This is a genomic window from Actinokineospora sp. NPDC051303 (genome assembly GCF_055586285.1).
Genome location: NZ_JBVJIN010000056.1, coordinates 1 through 20,365 on the forward strand (window position 1 = coordinate 1; position 20,365 = coordinate 20,365).

Consider the following 20,365-nt stretch of genomic DNA (forward strand, 5'->3'; position numbering starts at 1 on the left):
AACGAACCCCCCCCCCCCCCCTCCCCCCCCCCGCCCCCCCCCCCCCCCCCCTCCCCCCCCCCCCCCCCCCCCCCCCCCCCCCCCCCCCGCCACCGAGTCGGGCACGCGCTTTCCAGTCCTGCGGCCTGGCGCGGGCCCGCAGGAGCGAAGGCCGCCTCCGCGACAGTCGCGGAGGCGGCCTTCGTGGACGGTCACCGGTCCGGCATGTACCGCTGCGAGATCGTGGCCTTCCACTCGTCCAGCAGGCGCCCGCGGCGCTCGGCGCCGCCGCCGATCATCGCGTCCAGCGCCAGGCCGCGCACCAGGTTCACGCTCAGCAGGAGCATCGTCTCGATCTCGGTCTCCGACAGGTCCACCCCCGCCGCCTCCCGGTAAAGCTCCAGGGTCGCGTGCCCCAGCGCCCGGTCCACCGGCCGCAGCGTCTCCCGCAACTCCGGGTCGGTCCGCGCGGCCACCCACAGCTCCACCGCCGCGGTCGACAGCGTCCCCGAGTACGCCTCCCACAACAGGTCGATGCCCTTGGTCACCCGTTCGCGGCCCGGTGGCAGCGCCGCCGACGCCGCGGTGACCTCGCCGATCAACCGGGCGAACAGGTGCTCCAGAGCCGCGGTCATCAGCTCGGCCTTGGTGGTGAAGTGGTGCTGCTGCGCTCCTCGGGAAACGCCCGCCCGCGCGCAGATCTCCTGCACGGTGGTCCGCCCATAGCCCAGTTCGACCAGGCAGTCGATGGTGGCGTCGAGCAGCGCTTCGCGAGTCTGCTCGCTGCGCTCCTGCTGCGTGCGATGCCTGCGCGCGGTCGGCGACACCACGATGACCTCCCCGGGGACCGAGTCTTCGGGCACTTTACGGACAGTCTGGCGAGCATGTACCTTCCTACTTGAACTTACATTCAGGCTCGATTGTTTCCTAGTAGGAGGAGGTCGGGGTCGTGACCCTCACCCAGCGTTCACCCTGGATGGACGAAGACCTGGACGCGTTCCGCGACCTCGCGCGCACCTTCTGCGAGAAGGAGCTGTCCCCGCACACCGAGCGCTGGATCGAGAACAAGCAGGTCGACCGCGAGCTGTGGCACAAGGCGGGCGAGGTCGGGCTGCTGTGCCTGTCGATCCCCGAGGAGTACGGCGGCGGCGGTGGCACCTTCGCCCACGAGACCGTCCTCATCGAGGAGCAGGCCCGCGCTGGCGACGGCGGCTGGGGCGTGGCCCTGCACAACGGCATCGTCGCGCACTACGTCCTCGCCTATGGCACCGAGGAGCAGAAGCACGCCTGGCTGCCCAAGCTCGCCTCCGGCGAGTGGGTCGGCGCGATCGCGATGACCGAGCCCGGCACCGGCTCGGACCTGCAGAACATCAAGACCCGGGCGATCCGCGACGGCGACGAGTACGTGGTGAGCGGCTCCAAGACCTTCATCACCAACGGCGGCCAGTGCGACTTCGTGATCGTCGTGGCCAAGACCGACCCGACCAAGGGCGCCGAGGGCACCTCGCTGATCATCGTGGAGGCCGAGCGGGCGGGCTTCCGCCGCGGCCGGATCCTGGACAAGATCGGCCTCAAGGCCCAGGACACCGCCGAGCTGTTCTTCGACGACGTCCGCGTCCCGGCGGCCAACCTGCTCGGCTCCGCCGAGGGGCAGGGCTTCGTCCAGCTCATGCAGCAGCTTCCCCAGGAGCGCCTGATCATCGGCGTCACCTCGGTGATCGCGATGGAGCTCGCCCTGCGCGAGACGCTGCGCTACACCAAGGAGCGCGAGGCGTTCGGCCGCCCGGTGTTCTCCTTCCAGAACACCAAGTTCACCCTCGCCGAGGTCGCCACCGAGGCCAGGGTCGCCCGGGTGTTCCTGGACGACTGCATCGCCAAGCACCTGCGCGGCGAACTCGACATCCCCACCGTCGCGATGCTCAAGTGGTGGACCAGCGACCGCGCCATGAAGGCCATTGACGAGTGCCTGCAGCTGTTCGGCGGCTACGGCTACATGAGCGAGTACCCGATCGCCCGCATGTTCACCGACCAGCGGGTTCAGCGGATCTACGGCGGGACCAACGAGATCATGAAGGAAATCATCTCCCGCACGCTCTGACCCGCAGCTCCAACCGAGAGGAACACCGCATGGGCACCGGACCGCTGGCTGGTCTGAAGGTCGTGGAACTCGCCGGGCTCGCCCCGGCCCCGTTCGCCTGCACCGTGCTGGCCGACCTCGGCGCCGACGTGGTCCGCGTCGACCGCGCCCGGCCCGGCTTCGACGTGCTGACCTTCCCCAACGACCCGCTGACCAGGGGACGGCGCTGGATCGGCGTCGACGTCAAGTCCCCGGAGGGCCTCGACCTGGTGCTGCGGCTGGTCGACACCGCCGACGTCCTGGTCGAGGGCTTCCGGCCGGGCGTCGCCGAGCGCATGGGCTTGGGCCCCGACGCCCTGCTGGCCCGCAACCCCCGGCTGATCTACGGCCGCATCACCGGCTGGGGACAGGACGGCCCGCTCGCCCCTGCGGCCGGGCACGACATCAATTACATCGCCATCGCGGGCGCGCTCGACCCCATCGGGCAGGCGGGCCACAAGCCGACCGTGCCGCTCAACCTGCTCGGCGACTTCGGCGGCGGCGGGCTCATGCTGGCCATGGGCGTGCTCGCCGCGGTGATCGAGCGGCAGTCCTCCGGCAAGGGCCAGGTGGTCGACGCGTCGATGGTCGAGGGCGCCGCGCTGCTGACCACGAGCCTGCACGGGCTCAAGAACCTGGGCCTGTGGAGCAACCCGCGCGGGGAGAACCTGCTCGACGGCGGCGCCCCGTTCTACGACACCTACGAGACCGCCGACGGCAAGCACGTGGCCGTCGGCGCGATCGAGGCCCGGTTCTTCGGCGAGCTGGTCAAGGTCCTCGGCCTGGACCCGGCCGAGGCGGGAGACCACATGAACCCGGAGAACTGGCCCGCCCTGCGCGACCTGCTGACCAGGACGATCAAGACCCGGACCCGGGACGAGTGGGCGAAACTGGCCGAGGGCACCGACTCCTGCCTGTCCCCGGTCCTCACCCCGGACGAGGCGACGGCGCATCCGCACAACGTCGCCCGCGGCACGTTCGTGGAGATCGGCGGGGAGCGCCAGCCCGCGCCCGCCCCGAAGTTCAGCCGAACCGCCCCCGGCGTCCCGACCGCGCCGAGCGAGGCCCGGGCGGACACCACCGAGGTCCTGGCCGAGTTGGGGCTCAGCGCCGACGAGATCGACCGCCTGCGCGCCGCCGCCGTCATCGCCTGACCGGCTGGGCGTTGCCTGCCGCCGACTGAGCTGACCTGGCTGCTGGCGGTCTGGCTAGGGTGTGGCTGTCGCCGAGTTGGCTGGCTGACCCGCCAGCGGTCCGGCTGGACCGAGCTGGTTGCCTGCGACTTGGCTGGGCCGACCCGCCTGCGGTTCGGTCGGACCGACCTGGCTGCCCTGCGAGCAGGCTGAGCCGATATGGCTGTCAGAGAGCTGGCTGGCTAGCGCGTCGGCGATCCCGGTTCGGCCCGCGAGACAGGCTATGGGGGCGCTTGTGGCATCCCCATAGCCTTGTCAGCTCGCGTCGCGGCCGTGAGGCGCGCGTTCGTGCCGCGGCGGGCCTGCCTGCTGGGCAGACGCGCCTGCCCCCGAGGGCGTCGCGCCGTGGGAGATCCCTCCACCGGTGCCGCCGTCAGTTGTATAACGCCCGCGGCTCCCGGGGTGTCCATCCTGGGCCGGCTGCTCAAAGGTGACACGTTTTTTGGGATGGCCGGGTCACTCCGCAAGCAGGTGAACGCCCTCGCCCGTCCGTGGTGGGGACGAGCGTATGTCCCGTGTGTGACCGCCTGGGTAGACCCGTAGAGTGATCTACAGCGCCATTGGGGGTCGCCACGGGGAGATTTCTCACTCTCGGTGCGTCCAAGTGCGTGAAAGAGACGCCTCCCCTGGTCGAGATGGGGGATCATGGCGCGTGATGGGGCCCGCGGAGCAGCGGCGTCGCGGGCGGAGTGGACGGAGCGGGCTGATGAACGCGAAGAAGGTCGCGATCCTCGTGGCGGTCGCCTTGGTGCTGTTCTATGTGATCACTCAGCCGACCCAGGCCGCGGAGGCCGTGCAGGGTCTGCTCGGCGCGCTGCGGGACGGTGCTGAGGCCATCATCACTTTCCTCAAGAACCTCTTCGCATAGCCCGATACCTCTTACTGACGGGTAAGTGCCAGGGCGGTGGCGGAGCTGTGCCGCGCGGGCGATCACACTCGGTGATGATCTTGTGTTTGGGTAAGATCCAAATTGGACCGTCCGGGTGGATCTCGCGTTCTGGAGGCCCGTTCGGCGAACTGATCCGTTTTGGGTCTGGCGATCTGTCGGTCCCTGCCCCTACGGTTTCAGCCATCGAGTGATCATGAGACCTCCAGGAGGCAGAATGCTCGACGACCCCGGGGTCGACGCCCTGGTCCGCCAGTGGACCGCTGAGCGCTCGCAGGACGCCGACGCTGACGAGGCGGCGCGCATCGCGTCGGAATGGCTTGCCGACGCCCCTGTCGTCGCGACGCCGGGCATTCCCGGCCAACGCGCACGCGCAGGTTCGTCCCGCTGGGCGACGGTCGAGGCCGCCGACCCGCGCTACATCTCGGCGATGCGCAAGCGGCTGCCCGAGGTGCCCCACGAGCTGCTGGCCGCCGCGGCGGGCTGGTGGCAGATGGTCGGCGGCGTGGCCGAGGCCGAGGAGTGGTGGGACGCGGGCATGAGCCCGCTGGACCAGCGCGCCCTCGACTACCGCGCGGCCGGTCTCGCGCCGTCGGACCTCGCGCGCAGGCTCGGTCCCCTCACCGTGCTCGAACACCTGCGGCGCGGCAGCGCGCCCGCCTGGTGCGTGGCCCGGCTGCAGCGCCAGCGCCGCGACGGCGCGGCCTGATCGTTTCGCCCGAGGTGGCGTTCGCCACCTCGCGTTACGCCGCTGTGCTCTTGTCGTTGATGCTGTCGTCCACCGGCGCGTGTCCACGCCCCGGTGGTGACTGAGGACTGGAGCGCGGTGGCGGACACGAACTCCCCGACGTCCCGACGCGGGGGCGTCCTGATCAGGCTGACGATCGTGGCCATGGCCCTGGTCGTCGCCGCCACGGCGGTGTGGCTGGTCCAGGTGACCGTGATGTCGCGGTCGAGTCCGGCGAGCGCGGAGATCCCTTCGCTGGAGATCCCGGCCGCGCCCGTCGAGCCGAACGCGGTCGCGCCCGTCCAGGCGGGGCCGGGGCCCACCGCGCCCAAGCCGCAGGCCGGGCAGAACGGCCCGGACTCGCTGCGCGCGTGGGCGGAACGGCTCGCCGGTCCCACCCAGATCCCGGTGCGGGCGCTCATGGCGTACGGCGGCGCGGAACTGGCGGTCCGGGCGACCACGCCCGGGTGCAGGCTGTCGTGGGCGACGCTCGCGGGAATCGGCCGCATCGAGTCCGACCACGGCCGCTACGGCGGCGTCACCCTCGGCGCGGACGGCCGCCCGTCCACACCGATCATCGGCGTCCCACTCGACGGGTCCGCTGGCGTGAAGGCCATCGCCGACACCGACGGCGGCCACCTCGACGGCGACGCGACGGTCGACCGCGCCGTCGGCCCGATGCAGTTCATCCCGTCAACCTGGAAACGCTGGGGAGCCGACGCGAACCTCGACGGCCGCGGCGACCCGCAGCAGATAGACGACGCCGCGCTGGCCGCTGGCCGCTACCTGTGCGCCAACGGCCGCGACCTGGGCACCCCGACCGGCTGGTGGCAGGGTGTCTTCTCCTACAACAACTCCGTGCCCTACGGCCAGAAAGTCTTCGGCCTAGCCGACGGCTACGCCCGCACGTCAGCGACGGCCTAACCGCGTCCCCGTTAGACCCCATCGGTCCTACGACTAATTACTGAGATCGCTTCATACTTCGGTCCGATTCGGAGACTGCTCCATTCGGGCCATTCTCACGTCATGAGCATCAGCCGCCGAGCAATCCTCGGCACAGCCACCGCCGCCAGCGCCGCGGCCACGATCGGCCTTGCCGAAGCGCCCGCCGCCGCCCGCCGCGAGACCACCACGTTCGTCTTCGTCTCCGGCGCCAACGGAACCGCGTCGGCGCCACCCGAACTGGTCTTGCGCGGCCACCGCGCGGTGGGTGTCGACCTCCCCGGCCACGCCCCGACCGACGCCCAGTTCTCGCGGGCCTACCAGGCGCCCCAAGACCTGGCCGCGCTGGCGACCCTCCCGTCCCCCATGGCAGGCGTCACCCTTGACGACCACGTCACCGCGACGATCGAGGTCGTCCGCCGAGCGGCCCGCTTCGGCCCCGTCATCCTGGTCGGCTCCAGCCTGGGCGGCGCCGTCCTCAGCCGCGTCGGCAACAAGATCCCGGACCTGCTGCACCGGGTGGTCTACGTGTCGGCCTTCTGCTGCTCTCAACCGGAGTTCCCCAGCGCGGTCAGCTACCTGACCACCCCGGAGGCGGCGACAAGCCACCTCCTGACCCTTCCCGCCCCGATAGCCGACCCGGCGAAGATCGGCGCCGTCCGCGTCAACTGGCGCACCGCCGACCCCGACTCCCTCAGCAGGTGGAAGGAAGCCTTCATGTCCACCGCGACCGAAGCCGAGTTCCTGTTCGCCCTCAACGCTTTCCAACCCGACGAGGCCCTGGACGCCCCCACCGCCGACTCCCGCATCAACCCGGGAACCTGGCGCCGCGTTCCCCACACCTACATCCGCCTCACCCAGGACCGCTGCATCCCGCCTGCCCTGCAACAGCGCATGATCAACGACGCCAACCAGGCCACCCCGAACAACCCGTTCGACGTCCGCTCGGTGAACACAACCCACATCCCCGACGCGGCTGGAGCCCAGGAGGTGATAGACATCCTCGATTCCCTGGCCCCGCATTGACCGCAGGACCACACGTTCGCCGCCCCAGCCCACCGCTGCGCACTCGGCCCGATCCGCGCGCTTTGCCTCGATCCGGCTCCGTCCGGCAGGCCCGCCCCGGCTCGCAGCCGCGTTTGGTTCGCGCGGCACGCGCCCGGCTCTGACTGTCCAGTTCGGACTGATGTGCCGGCCCCAGCCTGGTTCGGCTTGGTCCCTTTCGGTTATGTCCACCCGAGTTCGGCTCGCGGCCTGCTGGCTTGGTTCTGCCTTGCGTTGCTTGGGCTCGCCGCGGTCGGCGGTCTGATTTGAGTCTCAACTGGACGGTCCGGCTCGCCCTGCTCCCGCCTGCTTTGGCAGGCTCGGCCCACTCTCTGTGTTCCCAGCGGGTCAGGGGCCGACGATTACCGCGCGGTCGCGGATGCGGTCCCAGCTGGCGACTGGGAGGTCGGTGAGGACCAGCAGTTCATCGATGTTGGTGAAGGCTCCCCGGGCGGCGACGATGCGGTCGGCTTCCTCCGCCGTGATTCCGCAGACTTCGGCGATGACGGGGGTCGGAGCGGTGGCCAGGTCCACTAGGCCGCCGTCGTCGTAGGTGGTGTTGAGGTCTGGGCGGCCGATGTTGAGTTCCCTGGCCATCAGGGGGTCGGTGGCTGCCAGGTGCCTGGCCTGGGCGCGGCGGGTGCGGGCGGCCAGGACTTGGGCGATGGCCGGGTCGACGGGGGCAGGCGGCGGGATGGCCGGGTAGCTGGCCACGGACAGGCCGTAGGCCTCGCGGCGCAGGGGGCCGAGTTGGGCGCACGCGGCGACCAGCGTCGCAAGCAGAGTCAGGATCACCACCGCGTCCAGCGGCGTCGTGGGCGCGTCCGGTTTGGCGCCCTGCACCATGGCGTAGCCGAAGATCACCGCGTCCAGCACCCCGTACACCCCGGCGAGCAGCCAGACCGATCGGCGCCGCAGCCGCACGGCGGCGTGCACGAACGGCACGGCGGCGAGTAACCCCATGGAGACGATGACCACCGCGAAGTACCACAGTGAACCGAGTTTGCGGATGACGGGCGCGGACACAGTGGATCTCCCTGGTGGTGGTCGGACCTCATCGGCGACATCGGCCACGGCCGACGCATGTTACGGGACGGTCGAACTCGGCCGTCGCGGCGGGGAGAACACCGGTCACGCCGACTCCGCAGGGTGATGGGGGTCTCTCAGGGGTGCGGGGCTAGCATCGGGGCGTGGCCGATTTGTCTCGTGCTGGGCGCAGGGTGCTCGTCATCGCGGTGTGCGCGGTGTCGCTGGCCGTGTGCTGCGGGTTGGCCTGGTGGCAGTGGCAGCGGTTCGAGTCGGCCAATGGGACGTTTCAGAACCTTGGCTACGTCTTGCAGTGGCCGTTGTTCGGGGTCGCTCCGGCCTACATGTTCTGGCGGATGCGCAGGCTGCGGGAGCGTGAGGCGGCCGAGGTGGCGCTGCCGCGGCAACGGCACTCGCAGGCCGCCGACGACGAGCACGACGACGAGTTGGCCGCCTACAACCGCTATCTCGCCCGTCTAGACGCTGACCAGGAGACCCGATGAGCATGACCGACGAGGAGAACCCGGCCCAGGCGGTCGCCGCCAAGGGGGTTCGCGGGGCGCTCGCCCGGTACCGGGTGCTCGCCTACATCGTGGGTGTGGGTCTGCTCGCCCTGGTGGTGGCGATGGTCGTCAAGTACGGCTTCGACAACGCGACCCCGGTGGCGATCGTGGGACCGGCGCACGGCTTCCTCTACGCCGTCTACCTGCTGGTCGCGTTCGACTTGGCGCTCAAGGCGCGGTGGTCGGTGAAGGGGACGCTGCTCGTGCTGGTGGCGGGCATGATCCCGTTCGTGTCGTTCGTGGTGGAGCGGAAGGTCACGCACAAGGTTCGGGCGGGCGAGAAGCTCTGACGGCTTCGGCCATCGCGGTCTGACCGTCGGCGGTCAAACCTGACACCACGCCGAGAGCGTCGGCGGCGGAGCGGTTCTGGCTGAGTTTGGCCTTGGCCTCGATCCGGCTGATGACCAGTTCCACGCCGACGATGGCGCGCAGCTGACCCTGGACGAACCGCTCGGGCGCGTCGTCCACCGACCACGGGGCTGGCCTGCCCGCCTCGTGTTTCTCGGTCAACCGGCGGACCAGCGTGGCCAGCCAGTCCACGTCGTCGTGCACGACCAGGGTGCCGTAGACGTGCGCGGTCACGTAGTTCCAGGTTGGCACGACCCGGCCGTGCTCGGCCTTGGCCGCGTACCAGGACGGGGACACGTAGGCGTCCGGGCCGCGCAGGATCGCCATCGCCTCGCCCAGGACCGGGAGGCGCCACTGGTCGTTGGCGCGGGCCAGGTGCCCGAGCAGCGAGCCGCCGTCGTGGACGAACGGCAGCGGGGTCGCGCGCAGACCTGATGGCGTCGCCGTCACCAGGTCTGCCGCGCCGTGGTTGGCCAACAGGTCGTCGACCAGGGAATCGTCCGCCGTGAAGTGCGCGGGGGTGTGCATCAGAGCGACTTGCGCACCGTGTACGGGGGGACCGTGCAGCCGCGCAGCGCGTCCGCGTCGATGGTCGACGGCCGGTACGGCAGGGTCTCCAGCCGCGCGACCATCCGCTCCAGCGGGTCCGCGACAGACGCGGCGGGTTCCGAGAGACCGAACAGGAACGCCCACTCGTGCTCGTCGGAGCCGTAGTACACGGTCGTGCCGAACACCTCGTGGAACCGCCGCCACGACCGCAGCAGCGTCTCGTTGCGCCACATCGTCTGGCAGCCCGCCTGGCACACCACGACCCCGCCCTCGGCGAGCACCGACTCGCAGCGGGTCAGGAACTCTTCCTCATAGAGCCGGTTGTGCTGGGCGAACTCGGGCCGCTCGTCGGGCAGGTCGACCAGGACGATGTCGTAGGTCTCCGTGGTCTCGGCCAGGAACCGCCACCCGTCCGCGTAGTGCACCCGCACCGGGCCGTCACCGGCCACGGCGGCGGAAAGCTCCTCGGGCGTGTACCCGTAGGGCAGGTGCTCGGCGCACAGCTCGACGGCCCGCTGGTCGATGTCCACGTGGTCAACCACCGACGCGCCCGCCGCGACGGCGATCTGGGACACCACGCCCTCGCTGGAGCCGACCACCAGCACCCGCTCCACCTTGGCCGCCAGCAGCAGCGCGGGCACCAGCAGCGCCTCGTGGTAGGTGAGCTGGCTGAACTCGGTGCTCTGCCGGTCGTCGTCGCAGAACAGGCTGACGCCCTGCGCGGTCTTGCCGATCACCACGTGCTGGAACTCGGTGCGGGTGTCCACCAGAACCTCGGGCATCTCCCACACCCGCGTCATGCCCGCGCCGAGGGGCTCCACGATCGTCGTCATCGGGCGGGCTCCGATGGCACCGGGTATCCCCTGTGGACGGTGGTGATCCGGGCGTCGAGCGCGCCCAGGTTGTCGCGCAGCAGGGCCACCGCCAGCTCCGGGTCCGCTGTCTCGCCGCAGGTGAACACATCCACGAACAGCGACCCGATCTCGGGGTAGGTGTGGATGGACGCGTGCGACTCCGACAGCAGCGCCAGCACGGTCACCCCCTGCGGCTCGAACCGCTTCGACACCACGTCGCACACGGTGGCCCCCGCGCTGCGCAGCGACTGCTCAAGGGTGTCGCGGAGGAAGGTCAGATCGTCGAGCAGCAACGGATCGACCCCGTCGAACTCGGCGAGCACGTGTCGGCCTGCGAAGTAGCCGACACCCTGTTCGGGCGCACGGTCGTACGACATCTGTCTTACCTCCTGCGAGGGGGATCAGCCGACGAAAAGCGTCGGAAGGGGCGGAAAGCCGTTGAAGGACACCGAGGAATAACTTGCCGTGTAGGCGCCCGCGTCGAGGATGTCGACGTGGTCGCCCGCCCGTAACGCCGTCGGCAGACGGTACGGGGTGTGTTGGTAGAGCACGTCATCGCCGTCGCAGGTCGGCCCGGCGATGATCACCGGGCCGTCCGGGGACTCCACCGGGTGCGCGGTGCGCAACCGGTAGGCGATGTACTCGTTCTCGGTTTCCGCCAGTCCGGAATAGCGGCCGATGTCGAGATAGACCCAGCGGTGCTCGTCGGTGTCGGACTTGCGCGACACCAGCACCACTTCCGAGCGGATCAGGCCCGCTGTGGCCACCACCGCGCGTCCGGGCTCGATAAGCAGCTCGGGTGCGGTGTCGAACTGCTCGGCGACCGCGGCGCGGATCGCCGCGGCGTGCGCGGCCAGCGGGGGAGCGGGGGTGCGGTAGGCGGTGGGGAAGCCGCCGCCGAGGTTGAGCGAGCGGGTCGGCACGCCGCATTCGGCCAGCCCGCGGGCGATCCAGGCGGCCTGGGCGATGCCCGCGGTCCACGCGGCCGGGTCGGTGTGCTGGGACCCGACGTGGAAGCACGCGCCGTCGACGTCGAGGCCGAGGTCGGCTGCCCTGGCCAGCAGGCGCAGCGCCATCTCTGGCGCGCAGCCGAACTTGCGGCCGAATGGGGTGCCCGACGCGGGCGCGTCGACCAGGAACCGGCATGACACCCGTGACCCCGGCGCGTGTTCGGCCAGGTTCGCCAGGTCACCGTCCGAGTCGAACGTGAATCGCCGCACACCGCGGGCGAAGGCGTGCGCGATGTCGGCGGGTTTCTTGATCGGGTTGCCGTAGGACAGCGACTCCGGCGCCGCGCCTTGGGCCAGGCACAGGTCGATCTCCCCGGTGCTCGCCACGTCGAACCCGGACCCTTCCGCGACCAGCGCGGCCACGACCTCCGGGGCCGGATTCGCCTTGACCGCATAGAAAATCGCGGCCTCGGGCAGCGCCTCGCGCAGGGCGCGGTAGTTGGCCCGCACCACGTCGAGGTCCATCACCAGGCATGGCGTCGCGGGCGCGCGGTCATCGAGGAACGCGCGCAGCCGGGTGGACACGTCCGGCGACGACAGAGAGTCGAGCACGGCGTGCACTGTAATACCGAGATGGGTGACCACGGATGGTGTGGCCATCGCCGACTGAATCACATCGGCCCGTACCATCCGCCCGCAATGGCCACTTTCGGGTCATCTGTTTGTCGTGCACATCACGTATGTTCCGGGGTTTTCCGCCCCGCCCGGCTGCCCACATAGGCCCCGCGGCGCAGGTCCGCCAGCCACCGCGGCCACAGCAGCACCTGCTCGGGCCGGTTGAGCACCGGGTCGAAGTCGACCCGCTCGCCGGTCGCCTCGGCCAGCAGCGTCAGATGGCCGATGCGGCTCCCGTCGGACAGGGCGAGGGTGAACCGCAGGGGCACCGCGTGCGGCAGGTCGGCGAGGGAGTCCGGCAGGTCCGCCGACGGGAGCGCCAGCAGGACCGCGCGGTCACGCTCGCCGCCCAGCGCCATGATCGTGCTGAACCGGGCTCGGCCCCAGCCCGCGGCGGGCAGCGGCAGCACCCGCAGCGGCCCCTGCCCGCTGCTCGACAGCAGGATGTCCCACGGCCCGCCCGACCCGCCGTCCGGAACGCGGATCGCCAGGCCCAGGACGTCGGGCAGGGGCTCTGGCAGGCCGGCGCCACGGGAGAGCCGGACGACGACCGTGGTCGCCCGGTGCGGCAGCGGCAGCCAGTCCGGGCACGACGGCGCCGCGGCCAGCGTGCCGTAGAAGCACCGGCCGCGCGGGTGCACCGCCCGGTCGCCGCGCAGCCGCGCGAGTCCGGCGAAGGCGCGGTTCGCCACCGCGCGGCCCGCGGCCACAAGCTGTGCTGGCATGTCGGTCTCCTCCACTCGGCGTGTCGGCCCGGGTACCCGGATGGACGGCGGGCCATGCGAGCGTGGTCAGCGGCCGATGCCGGTGAGCGAGCGCACCGCCATCTCCTTCGCCTTGCCGACGTCGGCGCGCTCGCGGCTGAGCACGGTGCCCAGGTACCCGCAGACGAACGACACCGGGATCGACACGATCCCCGGGTTCGCCAGCGGGAACAGTTGGAAGTCCACAGAGGACACAATGGACGTCGGGGCTCCCGACACTACGGGGGAGAAGAACACCAGCAGCAGGCACGAGCCAAGGCCGCCGTACATACCCCACAGGGTCCCGTTGGTGTTGAAGCGCTTCCAGAACAGCGAGTACAGCAGTGTGGACAGGTTCGCCGAGGCCGCGAAGGCGAACGCCAGCGCCACCAGGAACGCGACGTTCTGCCCGTTGGCCAGGATGCCGCCGATGATGGCGAACACCCCGATCACCACTGCGGTCAGCCGGGCCACCCGCACCTCGGCCGCGGCGTCCGCCTTGCCCTTGCGGACGATGTTGGCGTACACGTCGTGCGCGAACGACGCCGACGCGGTGATCGTCAGCCCCGCCACCACGGCGAGGATCGTCGCGAACGCCACCGCCGCCACGATGCCCAGCAGGACCGTGCCGCCGATCTCGAAGGCCAGCAGCGGCGCGGCCGAGTTCTCCCGGCCGGTGGACTGGAGGATGCGCTCGGAGCCGACCAGCGCGGACGCGCCGTAGCCGATGACCAGCGTCGCGCCGTAGAACACGCTCATCGTGCCGACCGCCCACACCACCGACCGGCGGGCCTCGGTGGCGTTCGGGACGGTGTAGAAGCGCATCAGCACGTGCGGCAGGCCAGCCGCGCCCAGGATCAGCGCCAGCGACAGGGAGACGAAGTCCAGGGTGGTCGTCGGCGTCTTGCCGTACTGCCCGCCGGGTTCGAGCACCTTCTCGCCCTTGGTGTTGTTGGCCGCCGCCTGCTCCAGCAGCGCGCTCAGGCTGAACCCGAACTTGCCGAGCAGGAACACCGTCATCAGCACCACGCACAGGATCAGGATGGAGGCCTTGATGATCTGCACCCAGGTGGTGCCCTTCATCCCGCCGACCAGCACGTAGAAGATCATGATCGCGCCGACGACGGTGATGACCAGCGCCTGCCCGGCCTTGCCCTGCACGTTGAGCAGCAGCGCCACGACCGCGCCCGCGCCAGCCATCTGCGCGAGCATGTAGAAGAACGAGATCACCAGCGTCGAGGTGGCCGCCGCAGCGCGCACCGGCCGCTGGCGCATCCGGAACGCGAGCACGTCGCCCATGGTGAAGCGGCCGGTGTTGCGGACCAGCTCGGCGATGAGCAGCAGGTTCACCAGCCAGGCGACCAGGAAGCCGATGGAGTACAGGAAGCCGTCGTAGCCGTTGATCGCGATGGCGCCCGCGATGCCGAGGAACGACGCGGCCGAGAGGAAGTCGCCGGACAGGGCGATCCCGTTCTGCATCCCGGTGAACCGGCCGCCCGCGGCGTAGTAGTCGGCGGTGGTGCTGTTGCGCGAGCTCACCCGGTACACCACGTACAGCGTGATCACCACGAACGCGGCGAACACCGCGGTGTTGAGGACCGGGTCGCCGATCTCGTCCGCGGCGAGGACGCGCGGGTCTACGCGCTGTGTCACTTGTTCGCTCACGGGGCATCGACTCCCGCCGCCGCGCGGATTTCGGCGATCCTCGGGTCGATCTGCCTGCGTGCCCACCGCACGTACAGCGCGGTGATCGCGATGGTGGAGACGAACTGGAGCATCCCGAAGACCAGGCCCACGGTGACCAAGCCGACCACCCGGGTGCTCATGAAGTCCTTGGCGTAGGCCGCGAGCAGGACGTAGGTCAGGTACCAGACCAGGAACAGCGCGCTCATCGGGAAGACGAACCCGCGGAACCGGGAGCGCAGCGCGGCGAACTCCGCGCTGTCGTGGATGGCGGCGAAGTCGGGTCCCCTCGGCGCCTGCGCGCCGGGCCCGGACCCGATGCCGCCGAACGTGGCCGCGCGCGGTCGAGCCGCGCGCCCGCCCGCCGGGGATTGGACGACCTCGGTCATGCGTTCCTCCACAGAAGGTGCGGTCGGGGAAATCGCGGCGGCCCGCGGCGCGGCGCCCGGGGAGAATTGCACCGAATGGGCCGCGGCGCCAGGCGCGGCAATGCGGGCGCCTTGGCGGGCGTCATAGTAACCACGGCCCGGGTGAACTCCTAATGTGTCCGCGCGCCCGCGGTGGTTCGCCCGTGATTTCCGGCGCGGATCACCGAACGGTACCGGTTCAGTGACGGCTGGGCACTACTCCAATGCTCACACTTAACGGTGAACTACTTTCTCGGCAGGTGTCGACTCGGCCGCGACAGTAGGTGCGTGGCTAACTATTGCCATGTGAATCACCGGTCGGGCGGCCCCTGTCGGTCAACATTTGCGCAGGTAGACGGCGTGACTGGCAGTCCGACGGCACCGGACTGGCGGTGTTAATCGTTTAACTACCCAATCGTGGTATTAAGTCAAGCAATCCCAAACAAAGCGTGACGAAATGACGATCATGTTCGTCAGTGTCGCCCGCGCGCACCGCTCCGCGCCGTTATCCGGCGGCGTCTGCGCTGGTCAGAACGGTGCTTCCGGAAATCCGGCCGCGTCCCCGGAATGATGTACGCTCTGGCCTCAAGTTCTCGCCGAAGTCGCCGATGTCCGGGAAGGGCCCCGCCCGGCGTCAGGAATCGGCAACCGTGGTTCCGCGGGCAGCGCTGGAGTAGCGCCTGTTCTGTTGTGCTCTAGGCAGTCCAGGATTTGTCGTGGAAGGAGAGCGGCACGGTGAGGCAGTTATTCCGTCAGCGACCCGAGTCCCGCCTGGAGGATCGCGCGTGAGGGAAACCGTGACCCAAGCCGAGAGCGGTGCGGCCACGCACCGTGCCGCCGCCGGTGGGGAAGCCGGCGGCGGGTTGAGATGGGCCACCGTCACCCGCTGGCGCGACTGGAACATCCCGGTCAAGCTCGCCGCGGTCATCCTGGTCCCGGTGATCTTCGCGATCGTGCTGGGCGCCCTGCAGATCAGCGGCCAGGTCTCCCGCGCGGAGTCCTACCGCAGGGTCGACCAGCTCGTGGCGGTCAACGACAACCTGCGCAAGGTGCTGACCTGGTTGCAGCGGGAGCGCACCAAGGCGGCCGTGCTGCTCACCACCGGAGCCCGTGACGTCGCCGCCGAGATCGGCGGCGAGCGCCAGAGCGTCGACTACGCCCGCGAGGAGCTGCTGCGCGCGGTCGGCAAGGCCACCTTCGACACCGAGGTCACCCGCGCCCGCTACCGCGACGTGGTGTCCGCGTTCGACTCCCTCACCGCGCTGCGTCGGCCCGTGGGCATGGGCTCGGTCGACAGCGGCACCGCGTTCGCGGGCTACACCTCGATCATCCACGTCCTGCTCGACTTCGACCGGGCCGCCGCGGAGGAGGTGGTCGACCAGCGGCTCGCGGGCACCGCCGCCGCCCTGCACGACCTGGAGGCGGCCAAGGAAGAGGTGTACTACCAGCAGGGCCTGGTCGCGATCGGCATCGCCCGCGGCGGCCTCAACGCCGCGGACCTCGGCGCGCTTCGCGCGTCGCAGTCCCGGCTGGACGAGCGCACCGCCGACTTCCGCGCCATCGCCACCCCGGCGCAGCAGGCCGAGTACGACCGCCTGATGGCCGCCCCCGGCGTCCGCGCCCGACTCACCCTGCTGCGCCTGGCCATCGGCGCGGACGGCGCCGCCGCGGCTGGGGTGCCGCTGCCGTTCACCTCGGTCGACTGGAACGCCGCCTCCGAGCGCACCTCCGGGCGGATCAGCAACGTCAGCTCCCGCCTGGGCACCGAGGTCAAGGCCGCGTCGGCGGCGCTGCAGGACGACGCGAGCGACGCGGCTGGCGTGGCCTCGGTGATCCTCATCCTGGCCCTGGTCACCGCGGCCGCGATCATGATCGTGATCGGCAGGCAGCTGCTCCGCTCGCTCAGCGTGCTGCGCAGAAGCGCCCTCGACGTCGCCCGCAACCGGCTGCCCGCCGCGGTCGCGCGCATCCGCGACGGCAAGGACGTCGTCGCGCCGGTGGTCGAGCCGGTCGCGGTGCTCGCCGACGACGAGGTCGGCCAGGTGGCCCGCGCGTTCGACGCGGTGCACGAGCAGGCCTTGCGCCTGGCCACCGAACAGGCCGGATTGCGGGCCAACTACAGCAACGTCTTCGTCAACCTGTCCCGCCGCAGCCAGGGCCTGGTGCAGCGCCAGCTTCAACTGCTGGAGCGGCTCGAACGCGACGAGGAGGACGCCGACCAGCTCGCCACGCTGTTCCAGCTCGACCACCTCGCCACCCGGATGCGCCGCAACAACGAGAACCTGATGGTGCTCTCCGGCAGCGACCTCGCCCGCCGCGCCCAGGCCCCCGCCGCCCTCGGCGACCTGCTGCGCGCCGCGGTCTCCGAGATCGAGCAGTACCAGCGGATCGTCATCGCACCGCCGCCCACGGTGCTCGTGGTCGGCTACGCCGTGGGCGACCTGGTCCGGCTCACCGCGGAGCTGCTCGACAACGCCGCGTCGTTCTCCGCGCCCGCCACCCACGTCACCGTCGCCAGCCAGCACACCGAGTCCGGCGCGGTGCGGGTCGAGGTGATCGACCGGGGCATCGGCATGACCGAGCAGGAACTCGCCGACGCCAACGCCCGCCTCGCCGACACCCGCGCGCTCGACGCGTCCACCGCGCGCCGGATGGGCCTGTTCGTGGTCGGCAGGCTCGCCTCCCGGCACGGCGTGCAGGTGCGGCTGCGCGCGGGTGCCCAGTCCGGGGTGCGCGCCACCATCACCGTGCCCGCCGACCTGGTGGCCACCGAGCCGTCCCCGGCTCCGGCGGCCCGAGTGGACACCTCGTCGGTCCTGGTCAACGGTCACGCCAACACGCAGGGGGGCGGTCACACGAACGGGCACACCAACGGCCACGTCCCCCGGCACACCAACGGCCACCAGAACGGCAGGGCCGCCAACGGCTCGGCCAACGGCCACCACACGGGCAACGGCCTGCCGAGGCGCGGCGCGGTCAACGGCTCGGCCACGCCGGACCCCACCTGGATGCCCGGCGGCGACGGCGCGGAGATGCCCGAGACCATGCCCCGCCCCCGCGACCCGGCGCCCGCCGTCCCGGCCGCGGACGACCTGCCGCTGCCCCGACGCGAGCCCAAGCCGGTCGACGCCGACCCCGCCGACCCGTTCTGGCCCGCGCACCAGGTTCCCGGCGCGTTCGAGGAGACCTCGCCCGCGGACACGCTGTTCGCCCCGGCCGTGCCCAGCGACCCCGACCCGGGCGACGACAGCGGCTGGTGGGACACGACCCTGGTGCACGAGCGGCCCGAACCGGCCGAGGCCGCCGTCGCGCTGCACGAGACGACGCCGATCTTTGACGAGATGGTCTCGGCGTGGTTCCGCGCGGTCACCGACGACCCGAACTCCACCGCCGAGGACGCCCGCCGGACCCCCACCGCCTGGGACTTCGCCGCGGACCAGGGTTTCCACGCCGCGCAAGCGGTGTCGGCCGCGGAGCCAGAGGACTACACCAACTCCGGCCTGCCCCGCCGCACCCCCCGACAGAACCTGCTGCCCGGCAGCGCCGAGCCCAGTGCCCCGCGCTACAGCGCGCCCGCCCCGGGCCGCGACGCGGACGACCTGCGCACCCGCCTGTCCAGCTTCCAGCGCGGCATCAGCCGAGCTCGCGGCTCGCACCACGCCGGACCCGCGCACAGCAAACCGGAAAACCCGGCGCTGGACCTGCGCGGCGCGCGCTGGCGCTTCGCCGCGGACGCCGGGTGGCAGGCCGCTGAGGCGGTCAGCCGGTCCACTCGCGACGACCAGCCCGCGGGCGGCCTGCCCCGCCGCACCCCCCGCGAACGGCTGCTGCCCGGCAGCGTCGACGCCCCGGCCCCGACCGAGCCGGTGCCCGTCGAACGCGACGCCGAGGCGCTGCGCTCGCGGCTGGGCAGCTTCCAGCGCGGGATCGGCCGCGGCAGAAGCAGTCTCGCCCAGCGGTCCCCAGACCACGCGGACCAGGAGTCAGCCGATGACGAAGCCTGAGTTCAGTGCTGTGCACGGTCTCATGAGGAATGGAGCACGATGACGTCCACGCAGTCCAAGCCAAGCCAATTCGGATGGTTGGTCAACGACTTCGCGGAGCGGGTCACCGGAGTGGCGCACGCCGTGGTGGTTTCGGCCGACGGCTTGCTGCTCACCTCATCCGCGCGGCTTCCGGTGGACCGCGCCGACCAGTTGGCCGCCGTGGCGTCCGGACTGGTGAGCCTCACCCAGGGCGCGGCCCGCTGCTTCGAGGCGGGCGCGGTCAAGGAGACGGTGGTCGAGATGGAGCGCGGCATCATGCTGTTGATGGCCATCAGCGACGGGTCGTGCTTAGCGATTCTGGCGGCCCCGACCTGCGACATCGGCCAGGTGGCCTACGAGATGACCCTGTTGGTCGACAGAGTCGGCCAGATACTCACCCCGGAATTGCGCGCGGCCCTGCAAGGGTCGGCTGGAAGGATGGTGGGGCAGCCCGCATGAGGCACGCATGAGCAGCGACTGGGCCGCTGAGCCCGAGCAGACGATTGCCGACGTGATGAACGGTCTCACGCTCGGCGGGGGCCGCAAACGCAAGTTCAGTCGGTCCGAAGTGGACACGCCGAGGTCGCCGATCCAGGTGGTCGAGGCGCCCCCGGTCGAGGTCGCCCCTGGCCCCGTCGAGCCGGACTGGCCCGACCGGGACGACTCCGCCCCGTTGCCGGTGGTGGTGCTGCCCGATCCGGCCGAGCAGCCCGTTGACGCGGCCATCGTGCGCCCGTACGCGTGGACGCGCGGCCGGACCAGGTCCAACTTCGAGTTGCGCCTGGAGACCATGGTCTCCACCAGCGACAGGGCCGCCGACCTGACCGCGTTCGCCGAGTCCGAGCACCGCGTGATCGGCGCGCTGTGCCGGGACCCGCGCTCGGTCGCCGAGGTGGCGACCCTGCTCGGCGCGCCGCTGGGCGTGGCCAAGGTCCTGCTGGGCGACATGGCGCAGTTGGGGCTGGTCACCGTGCACAAGACCGCAACCGGCGGCGCCAACCGGGCGCACCTGGTGCTGATGGAAAGGGTACTGAGTGGACTCCGTCGGCTATGACGACTCGGCGGCCCCCACGCTCACCTCGGTCAAAATCGTGGTGGCTGGCGGCTTCGGCGCGGGCAAGACCACCTTCGTCGGGTCGGTCTCGGAGATCGTTCCCCTCACCACCGAGGCGGTGATGACCAGCGCCAGCGCCGGGATCGACGACACCGCCGCCACCCCGAACAAGCGGACCACCACGGTCGCCATGGACTTCGGCCGGGTCTCGCTCGACTCCGACCTGATCCTGTACCTGTTCGGCACACCGGGCCAGCAGCGGTTCTGGTTCATGTGGGACGACCTGGTGCGCGGCGCGATCGGAGCGGTCGTCCTCGCCGACACCCGCAGGCTCGCCGACTCGTTCTCGCCGATCGACTTCTTCGAGGAACGCAACCTCCCCTATGTCATCGGCCTGAACTGCTTCGACGGCCTGCTGAACCACGATATCGAGGAGGTCCGCGACGCCCTCGCCATCGCCCGCGACGTTCCGATCGTCCCCTGTGACGCCCGGGACCGGCACTCGGTCAAGAACACCTTGATCACCATGGTCGAGTACTCCATGCGCCGCTGGGTCGCGCTGCACGGCGCGGGCGTCGGCTGACCTTGCTGTCCACTGTGG

21 protein-coding genes are annotated in these 20,365 nt (G+C 70.8%); 12 read left to right on the forward strand and 9 right to left on the reverse strand.

The annotated features are described in order from the left end of the window. Positions 1-191: 191 nt before the first annotated feature. Positions 192-806 (reverse strand): TetR/AcrR family transcriptional regulator, encoded by a 615-nt coding sequence (locus ACZ6SD_RS28060; protein WP_465320035.1) that lies wholly within the window; start codon positions 804-806, stop codon positions 192-194. A 149-nt stretch (positions 807-955) separates the two neighbouring features. Here ACZ6SD_RS28060 and ACZ6SD_RS28065 point away from each other — a divergent pair, with 149 nt between their 5' ends. From ACZ6SD_RS28065 to ACZ6SD_RS28090, 6 genes are all read left to right on the forward strand, one after another. Next, positions 956-2,077, forward strand: a complete 1,122-nt coding sequence (locus ACZ6SD_RS28065) for an acyl-CoA dehydrogenase family protein (protein ID WP_465320036.1) — start codon at positions 956-958, stop codon at positions 2,075-2,077. A gap of 29 nt (positions 2,078-2,106) precedes the next feature. After that, positions 2,107-3,249 carry a CaiB/BaiF CoA transferase family protein gene (locus ACZ6SD_RS28070; RefSeq protein WP_465320007.1) on the forward strand — a complete coding sequence of 381 codons (1,143 nt, stop codon included), beginning with the start codon at positions 2,107-2,109 and terminating at the stop codon, positions 3,247-3,249. A gap of 745 nt (positions 3,250-3,994) precedes the next feature. Beyond that, positions 3,995-4,156, forward strand: coding sequence for a hypothetical protein (locus ACZ6SD_RS28075; RefSeq protein WP_175482647.1), 162 nt, complete (start codon positions 3,995-3,997; stop codon positions 4,154-4,156). A gap of 235 nt (positions 4,157-4,391) precedes the next feature. Continuing rightward, positions 4,392-4,883: a helix-turn-helix transcriptional regulator gene (locus tag ACZ6SD_RS28080; RefSeq protein WP_465320008.1), complete on the forward strand. Its 492-nt coding sequence runs from the start codon at positions 4,392-4,394 to the stop codon at positions 4,881-4,883. Positions 4,884-4,979: 96 nt separating this feature from the next. After that, the gene (locus ACZ6SD_RS28085; protein ID WP_465320009.1) at positions 4,980-5,825 is read left to right on the forward strand and encodes a lytic transglycosylase domain-containing protein; all 846 of its coding nucleotides are present in this window, start codon (positions 4,980-4,982) and stop codon (positions 5,823-5,825) included. A 102-nt stretch (positions 5,826-5,927) separates the two neighbouring features. After that, positions 5,928-6,869, forward strand: coding sequence for an alpha/beta hydrolase (locus ACZ6SD_RS28090; RefSeq protein WP_465320010.1), 942 nt, complete (start codon positions 5,928-5,930; stop codon positions 6,867-6,869). Positions 6,870-7,235: 366 nt separating this feature from the next. On the opposite strand, the gene ACZ6SD_RS28095 is transcribed toward ACZ6SD_RS28090, so the two are convergent. Next, on the reverse strand, positions 7,236-7,913 hold the full coding sequence (locus tag ACZ6SD_RS28095) for a ComEA family DNA-binding protein (protein ID WP_465320011.1): 678 nt from the start codon (positions 7,911-7,913) through the stop codon (positions 7,236-7,238). Between the two features lie 173 nt (positions 7,914-8,086). Between ACZ6SD_RS28095 and ACZ6SD_RS28100 the strand changes: the two genes are divergently transcribed. Both ACZ6SD_RS28100 and ACZ6SD_RS28105 read left to right on the forward strand, forming a co-directional pair. After that, positions 8,087-8,416, forward strand: coding sequence for a hypothetical protein (locus tag ACZ6SD_RS28100; RefSeq protein ID WP_465320037.1), 330 nt, complete (start codon positions 8,087-8,089; stop codon positions 8,414-8,416). Continuing rightward, positions 8,413-8,766 carry a DUF3817 domain-containing protein gene (locus tag ACZ6SD_RS28105; RefSeq protein WP_465320012.1) on the forward strand — a complete coding sequence of 118 codons (354 nt, stop codon included), beginning with the start codon at positions 8,413-8,415 and terminating at the stop codon, positions 8,764-8,766. Before ACZ6SD_RS28100 ends, ACZ6SD_RS28105 begins: the two co-directional genes overlap by 4 nt. Here the strand turns inward: ACZ6SD_RS28105 and ACZ6SD_RS28110 are convergent. The 7 genes from ACZ6SD_RS28110 to ACZ6SD_RS28140 all read right to left on the reverse strand — a co-directional run bounded on the left by ACZ6SD_RS28110 (position 8,732) and on the right by ACZ6SD_RS28140 (position 14,667). Then, the gene (locus tag ACZ6SD_RS28110) at positions 8,732-9,352 is read right to left on the reverse strand and encodes an FMN-binding negative transcriptional regulator (RefSeq protein WP_465320013.1); all 621 of its coding nucleotides are present in this window, start codon (positions 9,350-9,352) and stop codon (positions 8,732-8,734) included. The two genes, ACZ6SD_RS28105 and ACZ6SD_RS28110, sit on opposite strands and share 35 nt — an antisense overlap. Beyond that, the gene (locus ACZ6SD_RS28115) at positions 9,352-10,206 is read right to left on the reverse strand and encodes a spermidine synthase (RefSeq protein ID WP_465320014.1); all 855 of its coding nucleotides are present in this window, start codon (positions 10,204-10,206) and stop codon (positions 9,352-9,354) included. Before ACZ6SD_RS28115 ends, ACZ6SD_RS28110 begins: the two co-directional genes overlap by 1 nt. Continuing rightward, a complete protein-coding gene (gene speD, locus ACZ6SD_RS28120) occupies positions 10,203-10,604 on the reverse strand; it encodes an adenosylmethionine decarboxylase (protein WP_091448138.1) in 402 nt (133 codons plus the stop codon). The genes ACZ6SD_RS28115 and speD overlap by 4 nt, the downstream gene beginning before the upstream one ends. A gap of 24 nt (positions 10,605-10,628) precedes the next feature. Continuing rightward, a complete protein-coding gene (locus ACZ6SD_RS28125) occupies positions 10,629-11,798 on the reverse strand; it encodes a type III PLP-dependent enzyme (RefSeq protein ID WP_465320015.1) in 1,170 nt (389 codons plus the stop codon). Positions 11,799-11,911: 113 nt separating this feature from the next. Continuing rightward, the gene (locus ACZ6SD_RS28130; RefSeq protein ID WP_465320016.1) at positions 11,912-12,577 is read right to left on the reverse strand and encodes a hypothetical protein; all 666 of its coding nucleotides are present in this window, start codon (positions 12,575-12,577) and stop codon (positions 11,912-11,914) included. 66 nt (positions 12,578-12,643) lie between these two features. After that, positions 12,644-14,260 carry a solute symporter family protein gene (locus tag ACZ6SD_RS28135; protein WP_465320017.1) on the reverse strand — a complete coding sequence of 539 codons (1,617 nt, stop codon included), beginning with the start codon at positions 14,258-14,260 and terminating at the stop codon, positions 12,644-12,646. Continuing rightward, positions 14,257-14,667, reverse strand: a complete 411-nt coding sequence (locus ACZ6SD_RS28140) for a DUF485 domain-containing protein (RefSeq protein WP_465320018.1) — start codon at positions 14,665-14,667, stop codon at positions 14,257-14,259. Before ACZ6SD_RS28140 ends, ACZ6SD_RS28135 begins: the two co-directional genes overlap by 4 nt. 803 nt (positions 14,668-15,470) lie before the next feature. Between ACZ6SD_RS28140 and ACZ6SD_RS28145 the strand changes: the two genes are divergently transcribed. Genes ACZ6SD_RS28145 through ACZ6SD_RS28160 form a run of 4 tightly spaced genes read left to right on the forward strand, consistent with a single transcriptional unit; the run spans position 15,471 to position 20,347 of the window. After that, a complete protein-coding gene (locus ACZ6SD_RS28145; RefSeq protein WP_465320019.1) occupies positions 15,471-18,689 on the forward strand; it encodes a sensor histidine kinase in 3,219 nt (1,072 codons plus the stop codon). A 39-nt stretch (positions 18,690-18,728) separates the two neighbouring features. Next, complete coding sequence (locus ACZ6SD_RS28150) at positions 18,729-19,169, forward strand: roadblock/LC7 domain-containing protein (protein WP_091448126.1); 441 nt, start codon at positions 18,729-18,731, stop codon at positions 19,167-19,169. 7 nt (positions 19,170-19,176) lie between these two features. Then, positions 19,177-19,764, forward strand: a complete 588-nt coding sequence (locus ACZ6SD_RS28155) for a DUF742 domain-containing protein (RefSeq protein WP_465320021.1) — start codon at positions 19,177-19,179, stop codon at positions 19,762-19,764. Beyond that, positions 19,745-20,347: a GTP-binding protein gene (locus ACZ6SD_RS28160; RefSeq protein WP_465320023.1), complete on the forward strand. Its 603-nt coding sequence runs from the start codon at positions 19,745-19,747 to the stop codon at positions 20,345-20,347. Before ACZ6SD_RS28155 ends, ACZ6SD_RS28160 begins: the two co-directional genes overlap by 20 nt. Positions 20,348-20,365 lie beyond the last annotated feature (18 nt).